Annotated in this window: 12 protein-coding genes; 3 read left to right on the top strand and 9 right to left on the bottom strand. The window is 48.1% G+C overall.

Annotated features, from left to right (window positions below; translation table 11 throughout):
* Nucleotides 1–13 precede the first annotated feature (13 nt).
* The 3 genes from essB to V6D42_RS18870 form a co-directional block, all read right to left on the bottom strand.
* Entirely contained in the window at nt 14–1,369 is a 1,356-nt protein-coding gene (gene essB / locus V6D42_RS18880) for a type VII secretion protein EssB (protein ID WP_333514260.1), read from the bottom strand.
* A 14-nt stretch (nt 1,370–1,383) separates the two neighbouring features.
* Nucleotides 1,384–1,623 carry an ESX secretion system protein YukD gene (gene yukD / locus V6D42_RS18875; protein ID WP_010331710.1) on the bottom strand — a complete coding sequence of 80 codons (240 nt, stop codon included), beginning with the start codon at nt 1,621–1,623 and terminating at the stop codon, nt 1,384–1,386.
* 69 nt (nt 1,624–1,692) lie between these two features.
* Nucleotides 1,693–1,986 (bottom strand): WXG100 family type VII secretion target, encoded by a 294-nt coding sequence (locus tag V6D42_RS18870; RefSeq protein ID WP_003220661.1) that lies wholly within the window; start codon nt 1,984–1,986, stop codon nt 1,693–1,695.
* Nucleotides 1,987–2,497: 511 nt separating this feature from the next.
* Here V6D42_RS18870 and V6D42_RS18865 point away from each other — a divergent pair.
* The 3 genes from V6D42_RS18865 (at nt 2,498) to V6D42_RS18855 (ending at nt 5,750) form a co-directional block, all read left to right on the top strand.
* A complete protein-coding gene (locus tag V6D42_RS18865) occupies nt 2,498–3,721 on the top strand; it encodes a PucR family transcriptional regulator (RefSeq protein ID WP_333514315.1) in 1,224 nt (407 codons plus the stop codon).
* A gap of 101 nt (nt 3,722–3,822) precedes the next feature.
* Nucleotides 3,823–4,959 carry an alanine dehydrogenase gene (ald, locus tag V6D42_RS18860; protein WP_333514259.1) on the top strand — a complete coding sequence of 379 codons (1,137 nt, stop codon included), beginning with the start codon at nt 3,823–3,825 and terminating at the stop codon, nt 4,957–4,959.
* Nucleotides 4,960–5,072: 113 nt separating this feature from the next.
* Entirely contained in the window at nt 5,073–5,750 is a 678-nt protein-coding gene (locus V6D42_RS18855; RefSeq protein WP_333514258.1) for a YukJ family protein, read from the top strand.
* A 49-nt stretch (nt 5,751–5,799) separates the two neighbouring features.
* Here the strand turns inward: V6D42_RS18855 and V6D42_RS18850 are convergent, their stop codons facing one another.
* The 6 genes from V6D42_RS18850 to V6D42_RS18825 are packed head-to-tail and all read right to left on the bottom strand — an operon-like array spanning nt 5,800 to nt 17,797.
* Nucleotides 5,800–6,009 (bottom strand): MbtH family protein, encoded by a 210-nt coding sequence (locus tag V6D42_RS18850; RefSeq protein ID WP_333514257.1) that lies wholly within the window; start codon nt 6,007–6,009, stop codon nt 5,800–5,802.
* Nucleotides 6,010–6,022: 13 nt separating this feature from the next.
* Nucleotides 6,023–13,162 carry an amino acid adenylation domain-containing protein gene (locus V6D42_RS18845; RefSeq protein WP_333514256.1) on the bottom strand — a complete coding sequence of 2,380 codons (7,140 nt, stop codon included), beginning with the start codon at nt 13,160–13,162 and terminating at the stop codon, nt 6,023–6,025.
* An 18-nt stretch (nt 13,163–13,180) separates the two neighbouring features.
* A complete protein-coding gene (locus tag V6D42_RS18840; RefSeq protein WP_333514255.1) occupies nt 13,181–14,116 on the bottom strand; it encodes an isochorismatase in 936 nt (311 codons plus the stop codon).
* Between the two features lie 25 nt (nt 14,117–14,141).
* A complete protein-coding gene (locus V6D42_RS18835; protein WP_333514254.1) occupies nt 14,142–15,761 on the bottom strand; it encodes a (2,3-dihydroxybenzoyl)adenylate synthase in 1,620 nt (539 codons plus the stop codon).
* A gap of 28 nt (nt 15,762–15,789) precedes the next feature.
* Nucleotides 15,790–16,986, bottom strand: a complete 1,197-nt coding sequence (gene dhbC, locus V6D42_RS18830) for an isochorismate synthase DhbC (RefSeq protein ID WP_333514253.1) — start codon at nt 16,984–16,986, stop codon at nt 15,790–15,792.
* 25 nt (nt 16,987–17,011) lie between these two features.
* Nucleotides 17,012–17,797, bottom strand: a complete 786-nt coding sequence (locus V6D42_RS18825) for a 2,3-dihydro-2,3-dihydroxybenzoate dehydrogenase (RefSeq protein WP_333514252.1) — start codon at nt 17,795–17,797, stop codon at nt 17,012–17,014.
* Nucleotides 17,798–17,877 lie beyond the last annotated feature (80 nt).

Raw genomic sequence — 17,877 nt, 5'->3', positions numbered from 1 at the left:
TTCATGTTTCACTTTATTTGTCATCTTTTTTCTCATCTTTCTTTTCTTTCTCTTTCTTCTCTTGTTCTTCTTTTTTCGCTTTTTCCTCGGCTGCGGCCTTTTCTTCTGCCGCTTTCTCTTCAGCTTGTTGTTTTTCTTTGTCTGATTGTTCTTCAGCGGCTTGGCTGGCTGTATCAGTTTCTGCCGTGTCTGTTATCGCTTCTTCTTTTTGTTCTTTCATTTGTTTGGTAATTTGATCGATCTCGCTTTGTACCGTATCCAGTTCTTTTTGCTTTTCATCATCTTTCATACTGTCATCTGCTAATATTTCAGCCTTATATCGAATCAGCCCCAGCCCTATGTACGGGTTATACTCCAGCTTTCTTCCGATACTAACGGCTTCTTTATTCTCGCCTCTCCCTATGTCTATCCAATAAAGAAAGTGCTGTGGATCTGATTGCAGCGTGACCAAATTATTTTCAATTTGTTTCTTTTGAATATCGCCTAATTTTTCAACCTCAACATAAGACATTGCAAGCTGATACTGCACTGAATCAGGCAGGCTTTCCGCATCATATTTAGCCAGCGTGCTGATAACCTCACTGTACTGCTTGTTTAAGAAAGCACGGTTGCTTTCCACAATCGCCTGATGCTTCGGCTGCGCGAAAAATAAAGCGTACATCGAATAAATCAGAGCCGGCACAAGCAACACAATGAGTCCCAGGCCGATATATCTTTGGATGTTCCATTTCTTTTTCGGGATATGTATGTATGTTTTGGCTTTGGCTTCGAGCTCATCGATATGTGTCTGAATCAGCTCGAGCAGTTCATCATAGGACTTCGCATCCAATATCGCTTTTGTCTCCGGAGAGAATGTCAGCGTTTCATTGAATTTCAAGTAGTCCTCAAATGCAAAAGCGCCGTCAACTGCCAAAGCCGCTGCAGCTTTTAGCTCCTGCCAGACTCTCTCCTCATCATGCTCGTAAGGCGGAATGCTTTCTTTTACGCCGTAATGAAGAAAATATGGGGTCAGCCCTTTATCGAATACAATGTTTTCCGGGGCCACAATCAAATGCAGCCTTGATAACATGTGCTGCTGTACAGCCTGAACAAGCTGATAGGCAAATTGCCATTTACTTTTTTTATCTTTAGCTTTTATCAAGCGAAATTCTTTATAGGAGGGAGGAGGTTGGATTGTGATGATCACTTCGTCTTCCGTCACATTGATCTCTTTATGAAAAAATGGATTTACATCCTTGATCACGTTCGCTTCGAGACCGTCCAGAAGCTTTATTTTTTCCCGTTGAAAGGTAAATGTAAAGCCGTCTTCCGTTTTCTGAGCAGCAGCTTCTAATTGGTTTTCTAAATATGATGTTTGTTCACCTGACATTCAACCAGATCCTTTCATAATATTTCAAGCCGGTCTCCGCTTGTAATGCCGCAATCAGATAGCTTGCATTCTCCGGAAAACACCGTATCCTTATTGACCACTCTGATCCAGTGCCCTTCGCGCGGAGGTATGGAAACGCTTTGGGCCTGCCAAGCGATGTCAATGACTTTTTTCACCGGGTGGTAATCTGACAATCTGAGATCGAAGACACTTCCGTTATAATGTTTCAAATCTATCGTAATATCAATATACATGTTTATTCACCCTTACATAGAAAGAGCGCCGTCTTCTGGTGAATCAGGCGCTCCTTCCCTTTCATACTGTTATCCGCGGATTTGATTTGCGATGTCTTGGTCAGTAGACTCAAGAGTATTTGCTGTTTGATCAAGCTGCTGGTTAACATCTTGAAGCAAATCTGACATTTTGATAAATGAAGGTTTGAGCTGCTCGTATTGATCTGCGAACGCTTCGCTAGAAGCACCTTCCCACATGCTTTTTAAATCAGAGATCATTCGGTTTAAACGATCAACCTGATTTAATACTTCTTGGCTTTCAACGCCATATTGCTTCGCCATCGCTCTTAGCTCTTCGGGTGTGACACGAATTAATCCTGCCATATTCCTCATTACCTCCTGTGCCATCAGCCTAAATATGGGCTAATTCACTTATTTTTAGAACGTAATTATTATAAAAACAGTTTTTCGGTACAGTCAAACAAATATGTTTTAATTTTACAAAATGAGTCCAATGGTTTACCTCTCGCCTCTTAAAAATTACATATTTTGTTAAACAAATAGGTTTATTTTCTCAATCCATGTCGCCTTCTTGGAATAATCCAAAAGACCCAAATGATTCTCTAACTCCCAAAAAAACCTTTCAGAAAATTTGATGCTACAGCACCATCTCTGAAAAGGTTTTTCTGAAACATTCATCAGCCTGTTTCTCGCCCCAGACAGAACATGTATTTCATTATATTTAAAAAGTGTTTTTTGGCTTTGTTCACTTCTATTAAACTGTATTCTTTGTTGTTGATTTTCACAAACAAGAACAATCATAATAAAAGCAAGACGATTTGATGTCAAAGAGAACAAAGAATACAAGGATGGAAAAGTAGGGATAATGATGACCATGCCAAAGGATCCGTTTAAATACAGTTTTGACAGACTGGAAGAAGTGGCTGATCATATCAGTGAAGTGCTGCAATGTCCGATCACCATTGAAGATGTGAACCACAAACTGCTAGCCTACAGCACCCACAGTGATTGTACTGATCCTGCCCGGACGTCTACGATCATTGGCAGAAGAGTGCCAGAGAAAGTTATTAATAAATTGTGGAAAGACGGGACGATTCCCGCACTGCTAAAAACAGACCAGCCGATCAGAGTGAAGGAAATTGACGAAGTCGGACTAAGCAACCGCGTCGCGATTTCGATTTGGAAGAACAACCAGGTGCTGGGGTTTATTTGGGCGCTTGAAATTCAAAAAACATTGTCGGATGATGATCTGCTGACATTGAAAATGGCGGCTAATGCAGTAAGAAATAAGCTGCTTAAGCTCCAAATCAGAAAAACGAAAAATGAGGAACGCAGCCAAGAGTTTTTCTGGAAAATGCTGACCGGACACATCTATCAAGAACAGGACATGACGGATGGGTTTAACAAGCTTGGAATGGTCGTTCCCTCTGAATTTTCCGTGATGATCATCCGGGTAAACGGCGAGCTGACCGAAAAAACAGAACAGCAGCTTCATTATCTGCAGGAAACGACCCAGCAGGTTCATGCTCTGCTGACGACCGTTGATTCCAATGAACTTATCATTTTAACAGCGCCAAAAACGGATCGTCCTTTTCAAGATTTAAAACAGTTCGCTTTCAGCACGCAAAGACAGCTGAGGGAACGTTATAAAATAGAAGATGCTTCTATTGCATTTGGCGGAATATACAATTCAATTTCGTTTGTCTGCCGTTCATATCAGGAAGCATTGTCCGTATTGAAAGCAAAGGAACGTTTTGCTGAAGAAACCAAGCATCTTTTCAGTTTTTCAGAATTAGGCATTTATCAATACTTGGACGTGTTAGATGAGAAACGGAAGCAAACGGGATATTTCAACTACTCCCTTTCAAAACTCGAGCAGTACGACCGGGATCACCAGTCCAATATGGTCGAAACGCTCGAACGTTTTATTGAAGCCGACAGCAATGTGAATACCGCCTCTAAGGTCTTGAATATTCACGTTAATACATTGAATTACCGGCTGAAGCGAATCAGCCAGATCGCTGAGATCGATTTAAAAAATGTGAATCAAAAGTTTACTATATATCTGGATATCAAACTTCGTAACATGGGTTTGTGAAATTTCACAAACCCATGTTTTTTTATTTTCTGTTTCAAACAAAGAATTTTCCAATAAATCAAGCTACACTAAACATATCACATATACGGGAGGAAATAGAGATGATCATTGGGGTTCCTAAAGAGATAAAAAACAATGAAAACCGTGTCGCTTTGACGCCTGGGGGCGTTTCACAGCTCGTTTCAAACGGTCACCGCGTGCTGGTTGAATCTAGCGCAGGCCTTGGAAGCGGCTTTGAAAATGAAGCTTATGAGTCAGCAGGAGCGGAAATCATTGCTGATCCGAAACAGGTCTGGGATGCTGAAATGGTCATGAAGGTCAAAGAACCGCTTCCGGAAGAATATGCATACTTCCGAAAAGGGCTTGTACTGTTTACTTACCTCCACTTAGCTGCTGAACCGGAGCTTGCACAGGCACTGAAGGATAAAGGCGTCACAGCGATCGCGTATGAAACGGTAAGTGAGGGACGGGCATTGCCGCTGCTTACACCGATGTCCGAGGTTGCAGGCAGAATGGCAGCGCAGATCGGAGCCCAGTTCCTAGAGAAACCTAAAGGCGGAAAAGGAATCCTCCTTGCCGGAGTGCCTGGCGTTGCCCGAGGAAAAGTAACCATTATCGGTGGGGGCGTAGTCGGAACCAATGCGGCGAAAATGGCTGTCGGCCTGGGGGCAGATGTGACAATCATCGACTTAAACGCGGATCGCCTGCGTCAGCTTGATGATATATTCGGCCATCAAATTAAAACGTTAATTTCTAACCCTGTCAATATCGCGGATTCGGTAGCCGAAGCGGACCTTCTCATTTGCGCCGTGTTAATCCCTGGTGCTAAAGCGCCGACGCTTGTCACAGAGGAAATGGTGAAACAAATGAAGCCTGGTTCAGTGATTGTGGATGTTGCAATTGACCAAGGCGGCATCGTTGAAACTGTCGACCACATTACGACACACGATCAGCCGATATATGAAAAACACGGCGTCGTTCACTATGCTGTTGCGAACATGCCGGGCGCTGTGCCTCGCACTTCAACAATTGCGCTAACGAACGTTACGGTTCCATATGCACTGCAAATCGCAAACAAAGGGGCAGCAAAAGCACTTGAAGACAATGCGGCACTAAGAGCGGGGTTAAACACAGCAAACGGCCACGTGACCTATGAGGCTGTTGCCAAAGATTTAGGATACGAATATGTCCCTGCCGAGAAAGCCTTACAGGATGAATCATCTGTGGCCGGCGCTTAATTCATATGGAGCTTGCAGAACAATTTCTGCAGGCTTTTTTTATCTTTTAAAAAGGAAAAAGGAAATGATGTCTCGAATTAAAACGAAGAACTTGATCATAAAGGAGGATTCATATGGCTGTTCAGCAATATGGCGTGTTAAAAGGCGTTGTCTTAGATATGAAGCGGGAAACAGATGATGACAGTCCTCATTTCCAAGTCAAGGTGCTCGGTGAAGAGAATACGTATTACAGGTGCGCCATCAATGTCATGTCCAGTTCCGAGGAATCTGAAGTATTGTATTTGGCAGACGATCAGTTTGATTCGAGCTCCATTACCATCCTTCCGAACATGCCGTATGGATATACGAAGATCAATGACGAAAACCGTGAAGTAGCACTGGATTATGTGCGGGGCAATCTTTTTGATTCACGGGAAATGAAGCCTTTGCCTCATGAAATCACGGGGCCTGATAATGATTTAAATGATTTTATTGAAACGTATATGAAGAAAGCGAAAGAAGAGAAAGCGCCGGTTTATATATTCGGGTCAAAATTTGGACCTGAACAGGCAGCAGATAAAATATTCGGCTTTACCCCGACAAACGGTATGCATAACATCCACATGAATCAAGGCAATGCGCTGGATACCCGCTGGAAAAAAGACAACGGCTCTTGGCATGACGGAGGTATTCTGATTCAATTTGCCGATCAGTGGGCGGCTGTGTTTTTGGCGTTTTTATCCCAGTCATGGTGTACGGATGAAAACGGGAACCCCGTCAGAGATTGCGATCATACCCAAACGTCTGCGTAAGATTAAAAAAGAGACTGCCTGCTGCAGTCTCTTTTTTATCGTCCATCCTTTAGACATTTTCGACAGGCTTTAAGCTGTTCGGCCTCATATCGCTCCAATGCGATTGGATGTAGGCCAGACAAGCCTCACGCCCTTTTTGTTCATGAACGACTGTCCAGCCGCTCGGCACATCGATAAAGCCGGGCCACAAGGAATATTGGCCCTCTTCATTGATGAGAACAAGGTATATGCCATCCGCATTTTCAAAAGGATTTGCCATTGCTTTTCCTCCTTTATTGATTCATTTCTTCCAATTTAGATGCCAGAACCCGGCCAATGACTGCGAGCGGTTCCGGCTGACAGAGATCTTTATGGCGGCAGTCAATGTCGATTTGTTCAATTTGTCCATCAATATAAGGCTTCCACGAATCAGGTTCAATTGGGTCAAACCATTCAGGAATGATAGTTGATCTGAAAAACAGAACATTTCCACGGAAGGTTTTCGGTGCATATGAACCTAAAATGCCGACAGAATTGACGTACGTATTCTTTAGGTTTAAAATGACTGATTCGTCCAGACTGGCTAGTGCGCTGCCATCTCGCCGCAGAATCTCAATAGCTGTTTCAAAATCAAGCGGCTTGTCTCCTAAGCTGTCTGGGTCGTACCCGCCTAATGCGAGAAGGGCAACAAGCGCTTCTTCATCATCCGGTGCCTCTTTTATAGGAAGGAAGTGGTTTGGATAGGCGTCCAGCATAACCAATAGAGAAACGTCTTCCCCTTGCTTTTGCAGCTGTGTTGCCATTGCTTGAACGACATTTCCGCCTAAGGACCAGCCAAGCAAATGGTACGGCCCTTTCGGCTGGATCGTCCGAATCTGTTCTATATAGTCGGCAGCCATGTCATCGAGCGTTTTCGGAAGCGCCTCCTGCTGTCCAATTCCCCGCGCTTGCAGTCCATAGATGGGGTAATCCGTTCCTAATGATGTCATCAATCCTGCATAACACCAGCTAAGTCCGCCCGCCGGATGTACGCAAAACAACGGAAGCCGGTCTCCGCTTGTTCGGAGCGGCAGCAAAACATCAAGAGCGCTTTGGCTTGAACCCATCTCCAGTCTTTCGGCAAGCCCTGCCACAGTCGGTGCTTCAAATAGATTGCCAATGCTGAGTTCAACCCCGAGTGCTTCACGTATGCGGCTCATCAGCTGAACTGCGAGCAGGGAATGTCCTCCCAAATCGAAGAAACGGTCATCAATACCGACACGCGGCAAATGAAGCACTTCCATAAACAAGTCACAAAGGATTTCTTCCTGCGGGGTTCTCGGCCCGCGACCTGTCACCGCAGCAGCAAAATCTGGAGCAGGCAGCGCTTTACGGTCAAGCTTTCCATTCGGCGTCAGCGGCAATTCTTTCATCGTCACAAAGGCTGAAGGCACCATGTAATCCGGCAGTCTCTCGGCAGCATACCTCCGCAGTTCCGCCGTATCAAACGTTTCCTCCGAGGAAGGTATGACATAAGCTGCCAAACGTTTATCTCCCGGCTGGTCCTCACGAACGATCACTGCCGCATCTTCCAGCTGTGAATGCTGAACAAGCGCGGCTTCAATTTCTCCCAGTTCAATTCGGAAGCCCCGAATTTTCACTTGATGATCGGCACGGCCGACATAATCGAGAGAACCATCAGCACGCCTGCGGGCTACATCTCCCGTGCGGTACATCCGTGTGCCCGGTGGTCCGAACGGGTCAGCGATGAAGCGTTCCGCCGTTAAACCGGGCCGTCCTAAATAGCCTCGGGCCAATCCGGCTCCTGACACATACAGTTCTCCAGCCACACCCGGCGGAACGGGCTGTAAACTCTCATCCAGCACATACACGCCTAGATCGGGAATTCCGCAGCCGATCAGGCTGTTTGCTCTTATAGCTGCAATATTTCGGTCTAATTCGATATAGCTGACATGCACTGTTGTTTCAGTAATACCATACATATTGATCAGTTTTGGCGCCTGTTCAGGATGGCGATGATACCAATCCTCAAAACGGCTGAGTTCAAGCGCTTCTCCGCCAAAAACAACATATCGAAGGCTGAGGGCCTGTCCGAGATCAGGCTGCTCTCTTTCCGCCTGCATAAACTGATAGAACGCTGATGGTGTCTGGTTCAAAATGGTCACACCCTCTTTTACCAGCAGACGCAGAAACGCTTCCGGAGATCTGCTGATGTCATGAGGCACGATAACAAGCCGCCCGCCGTGCAGCAAAGGTCCCCAAATCTCCCAAACAGAAAAGTCAAACGCGTAGGAATGGAACATTGTCCACACATCGTCTGAACCGAAACGGAACCAGTGATCGGTCGCTCCAAACAACCTCGTCACATTTTGGTGAGGAATCATGACGCCTTTTGGAACGCCTGTTGAACCGGATGTATAAATAACATAAGCCGTGTTGAAAGGTGACAGCGGTCGAATCCTGTCCGTATGATCAGGATTCAAAGGACTGTATGTTTTTAGTTTCTCGCATAATTCCGGATCATCCAGCACAATTTTCGGCACATTTTCTGAAGGCGGGATTTGATTTTCCACCTGTGAGCTCGTGATAATCATCGCAGGCCGGGCATCGTTCAGCATAAAAGCGATTCGGTCGGCCGGATAGTCCGGATCAAGCGGCAGGTACGCAGCTCCCGCTTTCAGTACCGCTAACAGTCCGATAGTCATATCCAATGAGCGAGGCAAAGCTAATGCCACAAATTGCTCCGTTCCGACGCCTTTGCTAATCAGCAGCCGGGCAAGCCGGTTCGCCCTTTCATTCAGCTCCGTATAGCTCATCGCTTTATCTTTATACACGACAGCAATGGAATCAGGGCTCAACGCTGCTTGTTTCTCAAACAGCTCCGGGAGACACGCTTGCGGAATCTTTTCAGAAACACTTTGCCAATCCGTCGCCGTGATGCTGCGCTCCTCTGGTGCTAGAATATCCAGGCTTCCGATTTTCTGGTCAGGAGCAGCCTCGGCAGCCTCAAGCAGCCGCAGAAGGCGATCAGCAAGAGCTTGAACAGTTTCACGTTTAAAAAGATCGGTGCTGTACTCAAGCAATCCTTCCAGTCCATTTGGTGTCCCGTCATCAAGACGGCTTTCACTGATTTCTAACGTTACATCAAATTTGGCAGATCCTACGCTATGAATGTGCAGGCTGCTTTCTGTACCAGGCAGGTTCAGTTCTGCGTCAGGCGTATTCTGGAACGCGAGCATGACTTGGAATAATGGATGCGTCGCCCGGGAGCGAACAGGATTGAGCACCTCTACAAGTCTCTCAAACGGCAGATCCTGATTTTCATAGGCCGCCAGATTCACTTCCCGCACTCTGTCCAGAAGCTCACGGAAACTCGGATCACCAGAGGTGTCTGTTCTGAGCACCAATGTATTGATAAACAGTCCCACAAGATCACCAAGCGCATCGTCATTCCGCCCCGCGATCGGGCTTCCAATCGGAATATCCGTTCCAGCTCCGAGTCTCGTCAACAAGGCGGCAAGCCCTGATTGAAGCACCATAAACAGACTTACTCTATTGGCACGGGCCAGCTCCAGTAAGCGGCTGTGAAGCTCTGAGTCTATACGGAAATGAATTGTATCTCCCTGATGACTCGGCTCAGCCGGACGTGAAAAATCAGTTGGCAGTTCGAGCTGATCGGGCAGGTCTTCCAGTCTCTCTTTCCAGAAAGCTAGCTGACCGGCAATCAAACTGTCTGGATCATGCTCGCTTCCGAGCAGACTTTGCTGCCAGAGCGCATAATCCGCATACTGCACAGCAAGCGGTGTCCATTCGGGGGCTCTCCCGTGACAACGGGCGGTATAAGCAGCAGCCAGATCACGAGTCAGAGGGGTCAATGACCATCCGTCTCCGACAATATGGTGCACGAGCAGCAGCAGCACGTACTCATCGGGACCGATAACAAAGAGCTCGGCACGGAAAGCAGGCTCAGCTGCAAGGTCAAAGCTGTAGCGAGCAGCATCGGCAAGCCTCTTAGAAAGCTCCTCCTTCTTCACTTCTGTAACATATAAAACAGGACAGGCTTGATCGGCGTCTAAAATATGCTGATAAGATGTCCCCTGTGATTCAGGGAAAATGGTCCGAAGACTTTCATGGCGGCTGATGAGATCATACAATGCCGCTTGCAGCGCTTCTTGGTTCAGTTCACCTGAAAAACGGCTGGCAACCGGGATATTATAAGTAGGACTTGGCCCTTCCAGACAATGGAGGAACCATAGCCGGCGCTGTGCAAAAGAAAGCGGAATATTCTCGGGACGTTCAGCTCTTTGCAAAGCGGGACGGACACTCTGCGCCTGGTCAAGATGTGCAGCAAGTCCGGCAACTGTCGGTTCGTCAAAGAGCTTGGCGATGCCCAGCTCAGCTCCCATCGTCTCACGAATACGGCTCATCAAACGGGCGGCAAGGAGAGAATGGCCGCCCAGCTCGAAGAAACTGTCATCAATACCTACGCGTGCAAGACCTAGAACCTCTGCAAACAGATCACACAGTATCTCTTCTTGAGGCGTTCGAGGTCCCCGGTCAGTGACAGATGCGCTAAAATCGGGTGCCGGCAATGCTTTCCGGTCTAGCTTGCCATTAGGTGTTAATGGCAGTTCATCGATCTCCACAAATGCCGCAGGCACCATATAATCAGGCAGACTGGCACCAACATAACGGCGAAGCTCAGCAATATCTAGAGCTGAAGAAACAACCAGATACGCCACCAATCGTCTATCTCCCGGCTGATCCTCTCGAACCACAACCGCAGCCTGTTCAATTTGCGGATGTTTAGCAAGCACGGCATCAATTTCTCCAAGCTCAATGCGGAAACCGCGAATCTTGATTTGATGATCGGCCCGCCCAATGTAATCCAGAGACCCATCCGCACGCCAGCGGGCCTGATCTCCGGTCCGGTACATCCGTGTGCCCGGCGGTCCGTACGGATCAGCAACAAAGCGCTCCGCCGTTAAATCAGGGCGTCCTAAATATCCGCGGGCCAAGCCGGTTCCGGCAATATAGAGCTCCCCAACAATGCCTGGCGGAACGGGTTGCAAACTATTATCGAGCACATATACCTGCGTATTCCAAATCGGCTTTCCGATCGGAGGCACACCCTGCACACCTTTTTCGAGAAAAGCTGCCGCAGACCAAATGGTTGTTTCAGTAGGGCCGTATAAATTAGTTACTGGACAATCAAGTGCCTGCAAGGCCTGCAAAAGTCCGCTCGGAAGCGCCTCTCCCCCGACAAGCACCCTGAGCTCCCGAAGTTTTTCAGGTTCGTTTGTGACCAACGCATGCCACAGGGTCGGCGTGGCCTGCATAATCGTTATATCAAAATATTCAATCATTTTAACTAATGCCTGCGGCTCACGGATTGTTTCTTTTTGAGCAACAACAATACTCGCTCCGCTGATAAGCGGGAGGAACAATTCCAAAGCAGAAATATCAAAAGCGACCGTCGTCACAGCCAGCAGCCTATCTTGTTCATTGAGAGAAAATGTCTCCTGCATAGACAGCAGAAAATTACTTAAACTTTTCAGCGTGACAACAACACCCTTTGGCCTTCCTGTTGATCCTGATGTATAGATGATATACGCCGGATGAACAAGAGATACATGTACATTTGGATTGTAGGCAGAATAACGCTTCACCATTTCTTTTGTCACAGGCTGATCCAGCACAAGCTGCGGTGCCGTTATATCATCAGGCAGAGTGGCTGCAATTTCCTCAGTCGTTATCATGCATGATGGCTTCGCATCCTTCAGCATGTATGAAATTCTGTCGGCTGGAAACTCCGGATCAAGCGGAAGATAAGCAGCGCCAGTCTTTAGTACGGCAAGCATTGCAGCTACCATCTCGGAAGACCGCGGCAGAGCCAAGGCGACAAACTGCTCCGGGCCAAGGCCTTTTTCTATCAAAAGATGCGCAAGGCGGTTTGCTTGTTCATTCAGCTCTTGATAGCTTAATTGAATGTGATCGCAAATCAGGGCGATACGTTCAGGCGAACGGTTTGCCTGCTCCTCAAACATATCCGGAAGGCTGAGCAGCTGCTCGGGTTTTGCTGTCTCATTCCATTCGCTTATGACCCGTGCTTTTTCTGCCGGCAAAAGAAATTCCATTTGCCCAATCAGCATGTCCTCACCGGCTGATGCCGTTTGTAAAAGCTGTAAGATCCGCTGCTGATGCACCTTTATTTCTGACTCGCTGTACACTTCAGGATTGGCATCCACATCAATTCGCAGCCCGCTTCCGTCTGTTCTGTCATAGACATTTATCGACAAATCATCAACAGGACCGGCTGAAAGATTGTGCGTGGTCCCACGGGCTCCGGCAAAGTCGAGACCGTAATCAAAAGGCATCAAATTAATTTGCGGGCCAAATAATCTATGATTTTCTCCTATTAGTTTCAGATCCCGCCGCAGTTCCTCATGGCGGTATTTATGATGCTGCCGGATACTGCGGATTTCCCGGGAAATTTGCAGCACAAGCTCAGAAAAGCTCATCGAAGGACTCACAGACAGCCTCAACGGGAGAAGATTCATCACCATAGCCGGAACATTCAAGGATGCAGATCCCATCCGTCCCATCATTGGCAGTCCGAGCACAACATCCTCAGAGCCGGTCATGCGGTGTACATAAGCAGCTGATACCGCAATCACGACTTCATGCCAGCTTCCGGCATAATAGCGCGCCGCTTCTTTCAATGCGTTTACATCTGATGGCGGCAAATAAGAAGTCTGGCGCAGAAAGCTTTTTGAGGTTCTCGGCGCCCGTTCTGCCAAACTGACAACTTCAGGCCTGTCCGCAAAACGATTCAGCCAGAATTGACGATCCTCTTCATATGTATCAGACGAGCGGTAGTCTGCGTCCTCCGCCAAAATATCCTGCAAAGAGCCGAAGGAACGATCATCAGCGGACCGCCCTCCTGCAAGTGCAGTATAGGCATGTGCAACCCGCTGGGCGATCAGAGAAAATCCAAAGCCGTCGATCGCTATATGGTGAATGCGCTGATACCAAAAGAAACGCTGAGGCCCGGCTTTAAACAAAGCTTCGCGGAACAACGGGTCATGCTGTAAATCAACCGGCTTTGCCAAGTCAGCTTCCATCCAGTTTAAAGCGGTCTTTTCCGGATTAGGTTCAGAGCTGACGTCAATGACTTGGAGCTGTACATCCGGTGATGGATTCATCATCTGCCAAGGCCCGTCATTATCTTCACCAAAGCGGACATGAAGTGATTCCACTTCTTTTATGACGTGCCGTAAAGCTTCTTCAAAAAGAGAAATATCGATCGGGCCGTTGATTTCTATATACTCGGCTGTATTGTAGATAGGATTGTCCGGATCAAGCTGCTGAGCAAACCAAATACCGCTTTGCGCTCCGGTTAAAGAATATTGAAGATCTTTTGTATCAGGCATCCGTCTTTTTACCTCCTTTTATAAATAGTCCGCGTTTGGCAGCACTCTCTCAATGCGGATTGAAAGCAATTTCTGCCATTCTTCTATCGTCGGCCGTTCAGCCAGTTCGACGAATGTCACCTCGGCTCCGTCACGGCGCCATTGTTCCACTAATGTCATGATCCTTACAGAATCAAGTCCCCTATTCAGTAAGTCTTCATTATCTGCAATGTCATCAGGAGATTCTTGGAGAAGCTCAGCAATTTGTGTGCGGATACTCTCGCAGGTAAATCTATCTTTTTCAGCTTTTTCTGATGGCTTCTGAGCCGCAGAAGGCGCATGTTTCAGCTGATTAAGCAAGCTGTCGGTCATCACCGTAAACGCACAGCGCCCAGCCGCATATTCAAGCGCCATTTTATGCTTGTCCTGAGAAAAATCCGCAACTGCATCAGCAACAAAAAACGCTTCGATGTCCTCCATAAACGCTTCACATGCTGTAACGAGACAGCCAATATGAGCATAAATCCCAGAGATGATCAGCTGATCACGCCCCTGTTCACGCATGATCTCAAGCAGATTCGTTCTCTTAAATGCGCTGTATCTCCATTTTGTCAATACGAGATCATTGTCTTCCGGCGTAAGCTCGGCCACAATTTTTTCCTCATAAGGGCCGCTGCTTAATCCAGGTCCCCAAAAATCAGTCAGCAATGCCCGGTCCTCCGGGTTTTGACTGCCGGGCTGCGCTGTGTAGACAACAGGTATCCCGAGCTGAACACATTGATCCTTCAGTTTGCGTATATTTGCTGAAAGCTCTATTACCGGAGACGCTCCAGCTGTAAACGCGTCGACAAAATAGTTCTGCATATCGTGTATTAAGAAGACTGCCCGATTTGGATCAGGCACCCATGATACTTTGTTTGTTGGCATATCAGACGCTGTCGGCATTTGATACGGCTGAATGGCAGGAATAGCCATTTGAACACTCCCTTTCAAATCGTTTCTATTTTTTTGAACCTGCAAGAAGTTTTTCGGCGATCGTTTCGCGAAGCGCCTTTTTGCTTACCTTTCCTACCCCTGTCTGCGGGAAGGTCTTAACAAATTCGATCCGGTCTGGAATTTTATACGCTGCAAGCCCGCGTTCTCTTAGAAAAGCTTTGAGCTCTGCGGCTTTCGGCGCTTGATCCCGGGGAATAATGAACACACAAGATCTTTCACCAAGAAATTGGTCAGGCATTGATACCATCGCCGCATCATGCACAGCCGGATGCGCCAGAAGATGATTTTCGACCTCTTCCGCCGCCACTTTTTCTCCGCCGCGGTTGATTTGATCCTTTGCCCGTCCTTCCACGACAATATAGCCATCGGGTGTCAATCTCACTAGATCGCCAGTGCGGTAAAAACCGTCGTCGGTAAACGAAGCCGCATTGTGCTCATCAGCCTTATAGTAACCCCTGATCGTATACGGTCCCCGTGTCAGCAGGTGCCCCGTTCCACCTGGTTTCACGTCACGATCCTGATCATCCCACACACGTATTTCATCGTAAGAAGACATCGGCTTACCCTGGGTATTGACAATAACTTCCTCCGGGTCATCAAGCCTTGTATAATTAACGAGTCCTTCTGCCATTCCGAAGACCTGCTGCAAGGTGCAGCCGAACACAGATTTCACTTTGCGCGCGGCTTCAGCGCTGAATTTCGCGCCGCCGACCTGCAGCACTTGAAGGCTTGATAAATCGTCATCTCGTGAGGCAGCCGCGTCCATCCATACCATTGCAAGCGGCGGGACAAGAGCTGTCATTGTTACCTGTTCCCGTTCAATCAAAGGGAACGAGTCGTCCGGACTCGGAGAAGGAGATAAAACCACTTTTCCTCCAGCGTATAATACGCCTAGCACCCCTGGTGAGCTCAGCGGGTAATTGTGCGCCATCGGCAATGCGGCCAAGTACACAGTGCTGTGATCAAGCCAGCAAACCTCCGCGCTCATCCGAAGGCTGTATATGTAATCATCGTGGGTTCGCGGTATCAGTTTCGATAAGCCGGTGCTCCCGCCAGAAAGCTGTAGGAACGCTACATCCGAAGATTTTACTTCAGGCAGCTCGCCAGGTTCTGTATGCAATGCCTCAAGCGGCTGGAATTCCTCCGCATCACCTGCGACAATCACGTGTTTCAAGGACGGCAGCTTGCTTCGAACCTGTCTGGCAAGTGTGCGGTAGTCAAATCCCGAATGGGAATCGGGGATGATATAAGCCTCCGCTTCAGCAAACTCGCAAAAATATGTAATCTCACTGCTTCGATGAGAAGGCAGTGCAAAGACCGGGAGCGCTCCCAGCCGAAAAAGCGCAAAGATGACTTCAAAAAACTCAGCGATATTCGGCAGCTGCACGACTACACGATCCATTGGTTTAATACCGAGCTTTTGCAATCCGGCTGCCAGACGGTCAGCCCTTGTGTCAAGCTCTTGATAGCTCCAATGGGTGTCCCCGCATGTAATCGCGATACGATCGCCATGTTTGGCAGCCCGGTCTCTTAACATGTCTCCAAAAGTCTCACCGGCCCAGCAACCGTTCTCCCGGTACTTTTCCGCAAACTCCTTGGGCCACGGCGTAAATCCATTCAGCATGCTGTTTCCCTCCTGCAATTATTTCTGATCATATGGTATTGACACCCATTGCGCGAAGCATTGTCCGAAACTTTGCGGATGTCTCCTGAAGCTCGTCCTCTGCTTTTGATCCGGCTACAACACCGGCCCCGGCAAAAAGACGAAGTGAGCGTTCTTCAGCCTCTGCACACCGAATCGTAACAATCCATTCGCCATCGCCTGCATCGTCACACCAGCCTACCATGCCGGTGAAGAAACCGCGGTCAAAAGGTTCAATTTCCCGGATGGCTTCTCTTGCAAGGTCAGTCGGTGTTCCGCAGACTGCCGGCGTAGGGTGAAGCGCGGCGGCTAGCTCCAGCGAGGTTACAGTCGGATCAGAAAGCTCTCCTTTAATGACACTGGACAAATGCCACATCGTCTCCGTTTGGATCAGCGAAGGCTTTTCCGGAACGTCCAGCGTCCGGCAAAAAGGCCGCAGCCCGGCGGCAACCGCATCAGCTACAACAGCATGTTCATGAAGATCCTTTGCGGAAGAAAGCAATTCATCGGCCCGGCGCTGGTCCTCAACAGGATCATCACTGCGAGGTCTAGAGCCTGCTAACGGATTGGATACCACCTGAGTTCCCATTCTTGAAACGAGAAGCTCGGGACTTGCTCCGAGTAATGTCCGATGGGAAGATGAGTCATCTGGGATGGATACATCGGCTGCAAAAGTATAGCCTTGTGTATTATGCCGCGCCAGATGGTGAAGCAGTTCACCCGTTTGTATCGCTTCAGGTGATGTTAGATGCAGCGATCTGGACAGGACAATTTTGCTGAGAGTGCCGTCAGCAATGCTTTCCAATCCTTGTTCTACACCTTTTTTATAGTCCTCCGGTGCAGGAACAGGCTGTATGTGATATGTATGTTCCGGCTGCTGTTCAATCTTGGCATCACCGAATTGAAGCGGTCCCGACCACCGTACCTCCTCCGGAACGACGAGCCGGGGCGATTTTAAATAATCAAATGGAACAGCTCCCACAACAACCGGACGGCTTTGCCCCGATTGCTTTGCTTTGTTTAGCGCCTCAGCAATGCGGCCGGGTAAGGTTTCTAATTGGTTTTGGCCGTCTGCATCCGGCACGGCTTCACTCATTCCTTTTCCAAGCAGCACACGATGAGGGGAAGCCAAGAAAAAAGCGCCCGGCTGATACTCATGAAGCAAATGCTCCGCCTTCGTTTCAGATATAACGTTTTGTTCCAACATCCTCATAAACCTCCTTTAAGTTAACTTATACGCCTAATGTCGCGCCGCCATCTACACATAAATTATGCATCGTAATATGGCCTGCCTGCTCAGAAACCAAAAAGAGCACGGCATCTGCAATATCCGAAGGCTGGGCCAGTTTTTTGAGCGGAATTCCCGTTTTAAATGTATCAAGCGATCCTTTGATGACCTGCTCTGCTCCATTTTCATCAGCCCATAAAGACCACTGCATGTCTGTTTCCGTTGATCCGGGAGAAACAATATTGCAGCGGATGTTATATTCTGCAAGCTCAAGGCCAAGGCACTTTGTAAACATCACAGCCGCAGCCTTTGATGAGGCGTATGCCGCCATAGATGTCCTTGGCACACCGGCTGCATTTGATCCTACCGTAACAATTGAACCGGATCTGCGGTTCATCATATATTTGCTGACTGAGCGTGACGCGTTAAAAACACCAGTCGAATTCACTGAGAAAGTGGCCTCCCATTCCTCATCACTTAGAGAATGAATCAGCCCGGGCCGAAGCACGCCCGCTACGTTCACCAATATGTCAATCGGGCCCATGTCACGTTCGATTCGAGCCGTGACGCCGTCAATCGCCGCACTGTCTCTCACATCCGCAGGAAAGGCTTCGGCACGGCATCCCTCCGCTTTGAGGCTGTTCACGACTTTTTCAAGCTTTTCTGGATTGTAATCAACCGCAGCAATGTGTGCCCCTTGACCGGCAAGCGTCCGTACAACAGCTTCACCTATTCCTTGGGCGGCCCCTGTAATCAATGCGATCTTGCCTTCTATACCTCTTACCTTCATTTCATCATTTCCTTTCTTCGCTTTTAACGCCAAAAAGGGCATGTTGCGAAAAAGACTGCTTCACCTTACTATTAACCGCA

This window comes from Bacillus sp. 0909A (assembly GCF_036765115.1).
Taxonomy (GTDB): Bacteria; Bacillota; Bacilli; order Bacillales; family Bacillaceae; genus Bacillus; species Bacillus mojavensis.
The sequence above is the reverse complement of the archived record's forward strand: the minus strand, read 5'-3'. Positions and strand labels throughout refer to the sequence as shown.

Coding starts and splice junctions, on each gene's coding strand:
- V6D42_RS18845 (WP_333514256.1), bottom strand. CDS start 13,162: ATGCCTGATACAAAAGATCTTCAATATTCTTTAACCGGAGCGCAAAGC.
- V6D42_RS18855 (WP_333514258.1), top strand. CDS start 5,073: ATGGCTGTTCAGCAATATGGCGTGTTAAAAGGCGTTGTCTTAGATATG.
- V6D42_RS18850 (WP_333514257.1), bottom strand. CDS start 6,009: ATGGCAAATCCTTTTGAAAATGCGGATGGCATATACCTTGTTCTCATC.
- V6D42_RS18825 (WP_333514252.1), bottom strand. CDS start 17,797: ATGAAGGTAAGAGGTATAGAAGGCAAGATCGCATTGATTACAGGGGCC.
- essB (WP_333514260.1), bottom strand. CDS start 1,369: ATGTCAGGTGAACAAACATCATATTTAGAAAACCAATTAGAAGCTGCT.
- dhbC (WP_333514253.1), bottom strand. CDS start 16,986: ATGTTGGAACAAAACGTTATATCTGAAACGAAGGCGGAGCATTTGCTT.
- V6D42_RS18865 (WP_333514315.1), top strand. CDS start 2,498: ATGCCAAAGGATCCGTTTAAATACAGTTTTGACAGACTGGAAGAAGTG.
- yukD (WP_010331710.1), bottom strand. CDS start 1,623: ATGTATATTGATATTACGATAGATTTGAAACATTATAACGGAAGTGTC.
- V6D42_RS18840 (WP_333514255.1), bottom strand. CDS start 14,116: ATGGCTATTCCTGCCATTCAGCCGTATCAAATGCCGACAGCGTCTGAT.
- V6D42_RS18870 (WP_003220661.1), bottom strand. CDS start 1,986: ATGGCAGGATTAATTCGTGTCACACCCGAAGAGCTAAGAGCGATGGCG.
- ald (WP_333514259.1), top strand. CDS start 3,823: ATGATCATTGGGGTTCCTAAAGAGATAAAAAACAATGAAAACCGTGTC.
- V6D42_RS18835 (WP_333514254.1), bottom strand. CDS start 15,761: ATGCTGAATGGATTTACGCCGTGGCCCAAGGAGTTTGCGGAAAAGTAC.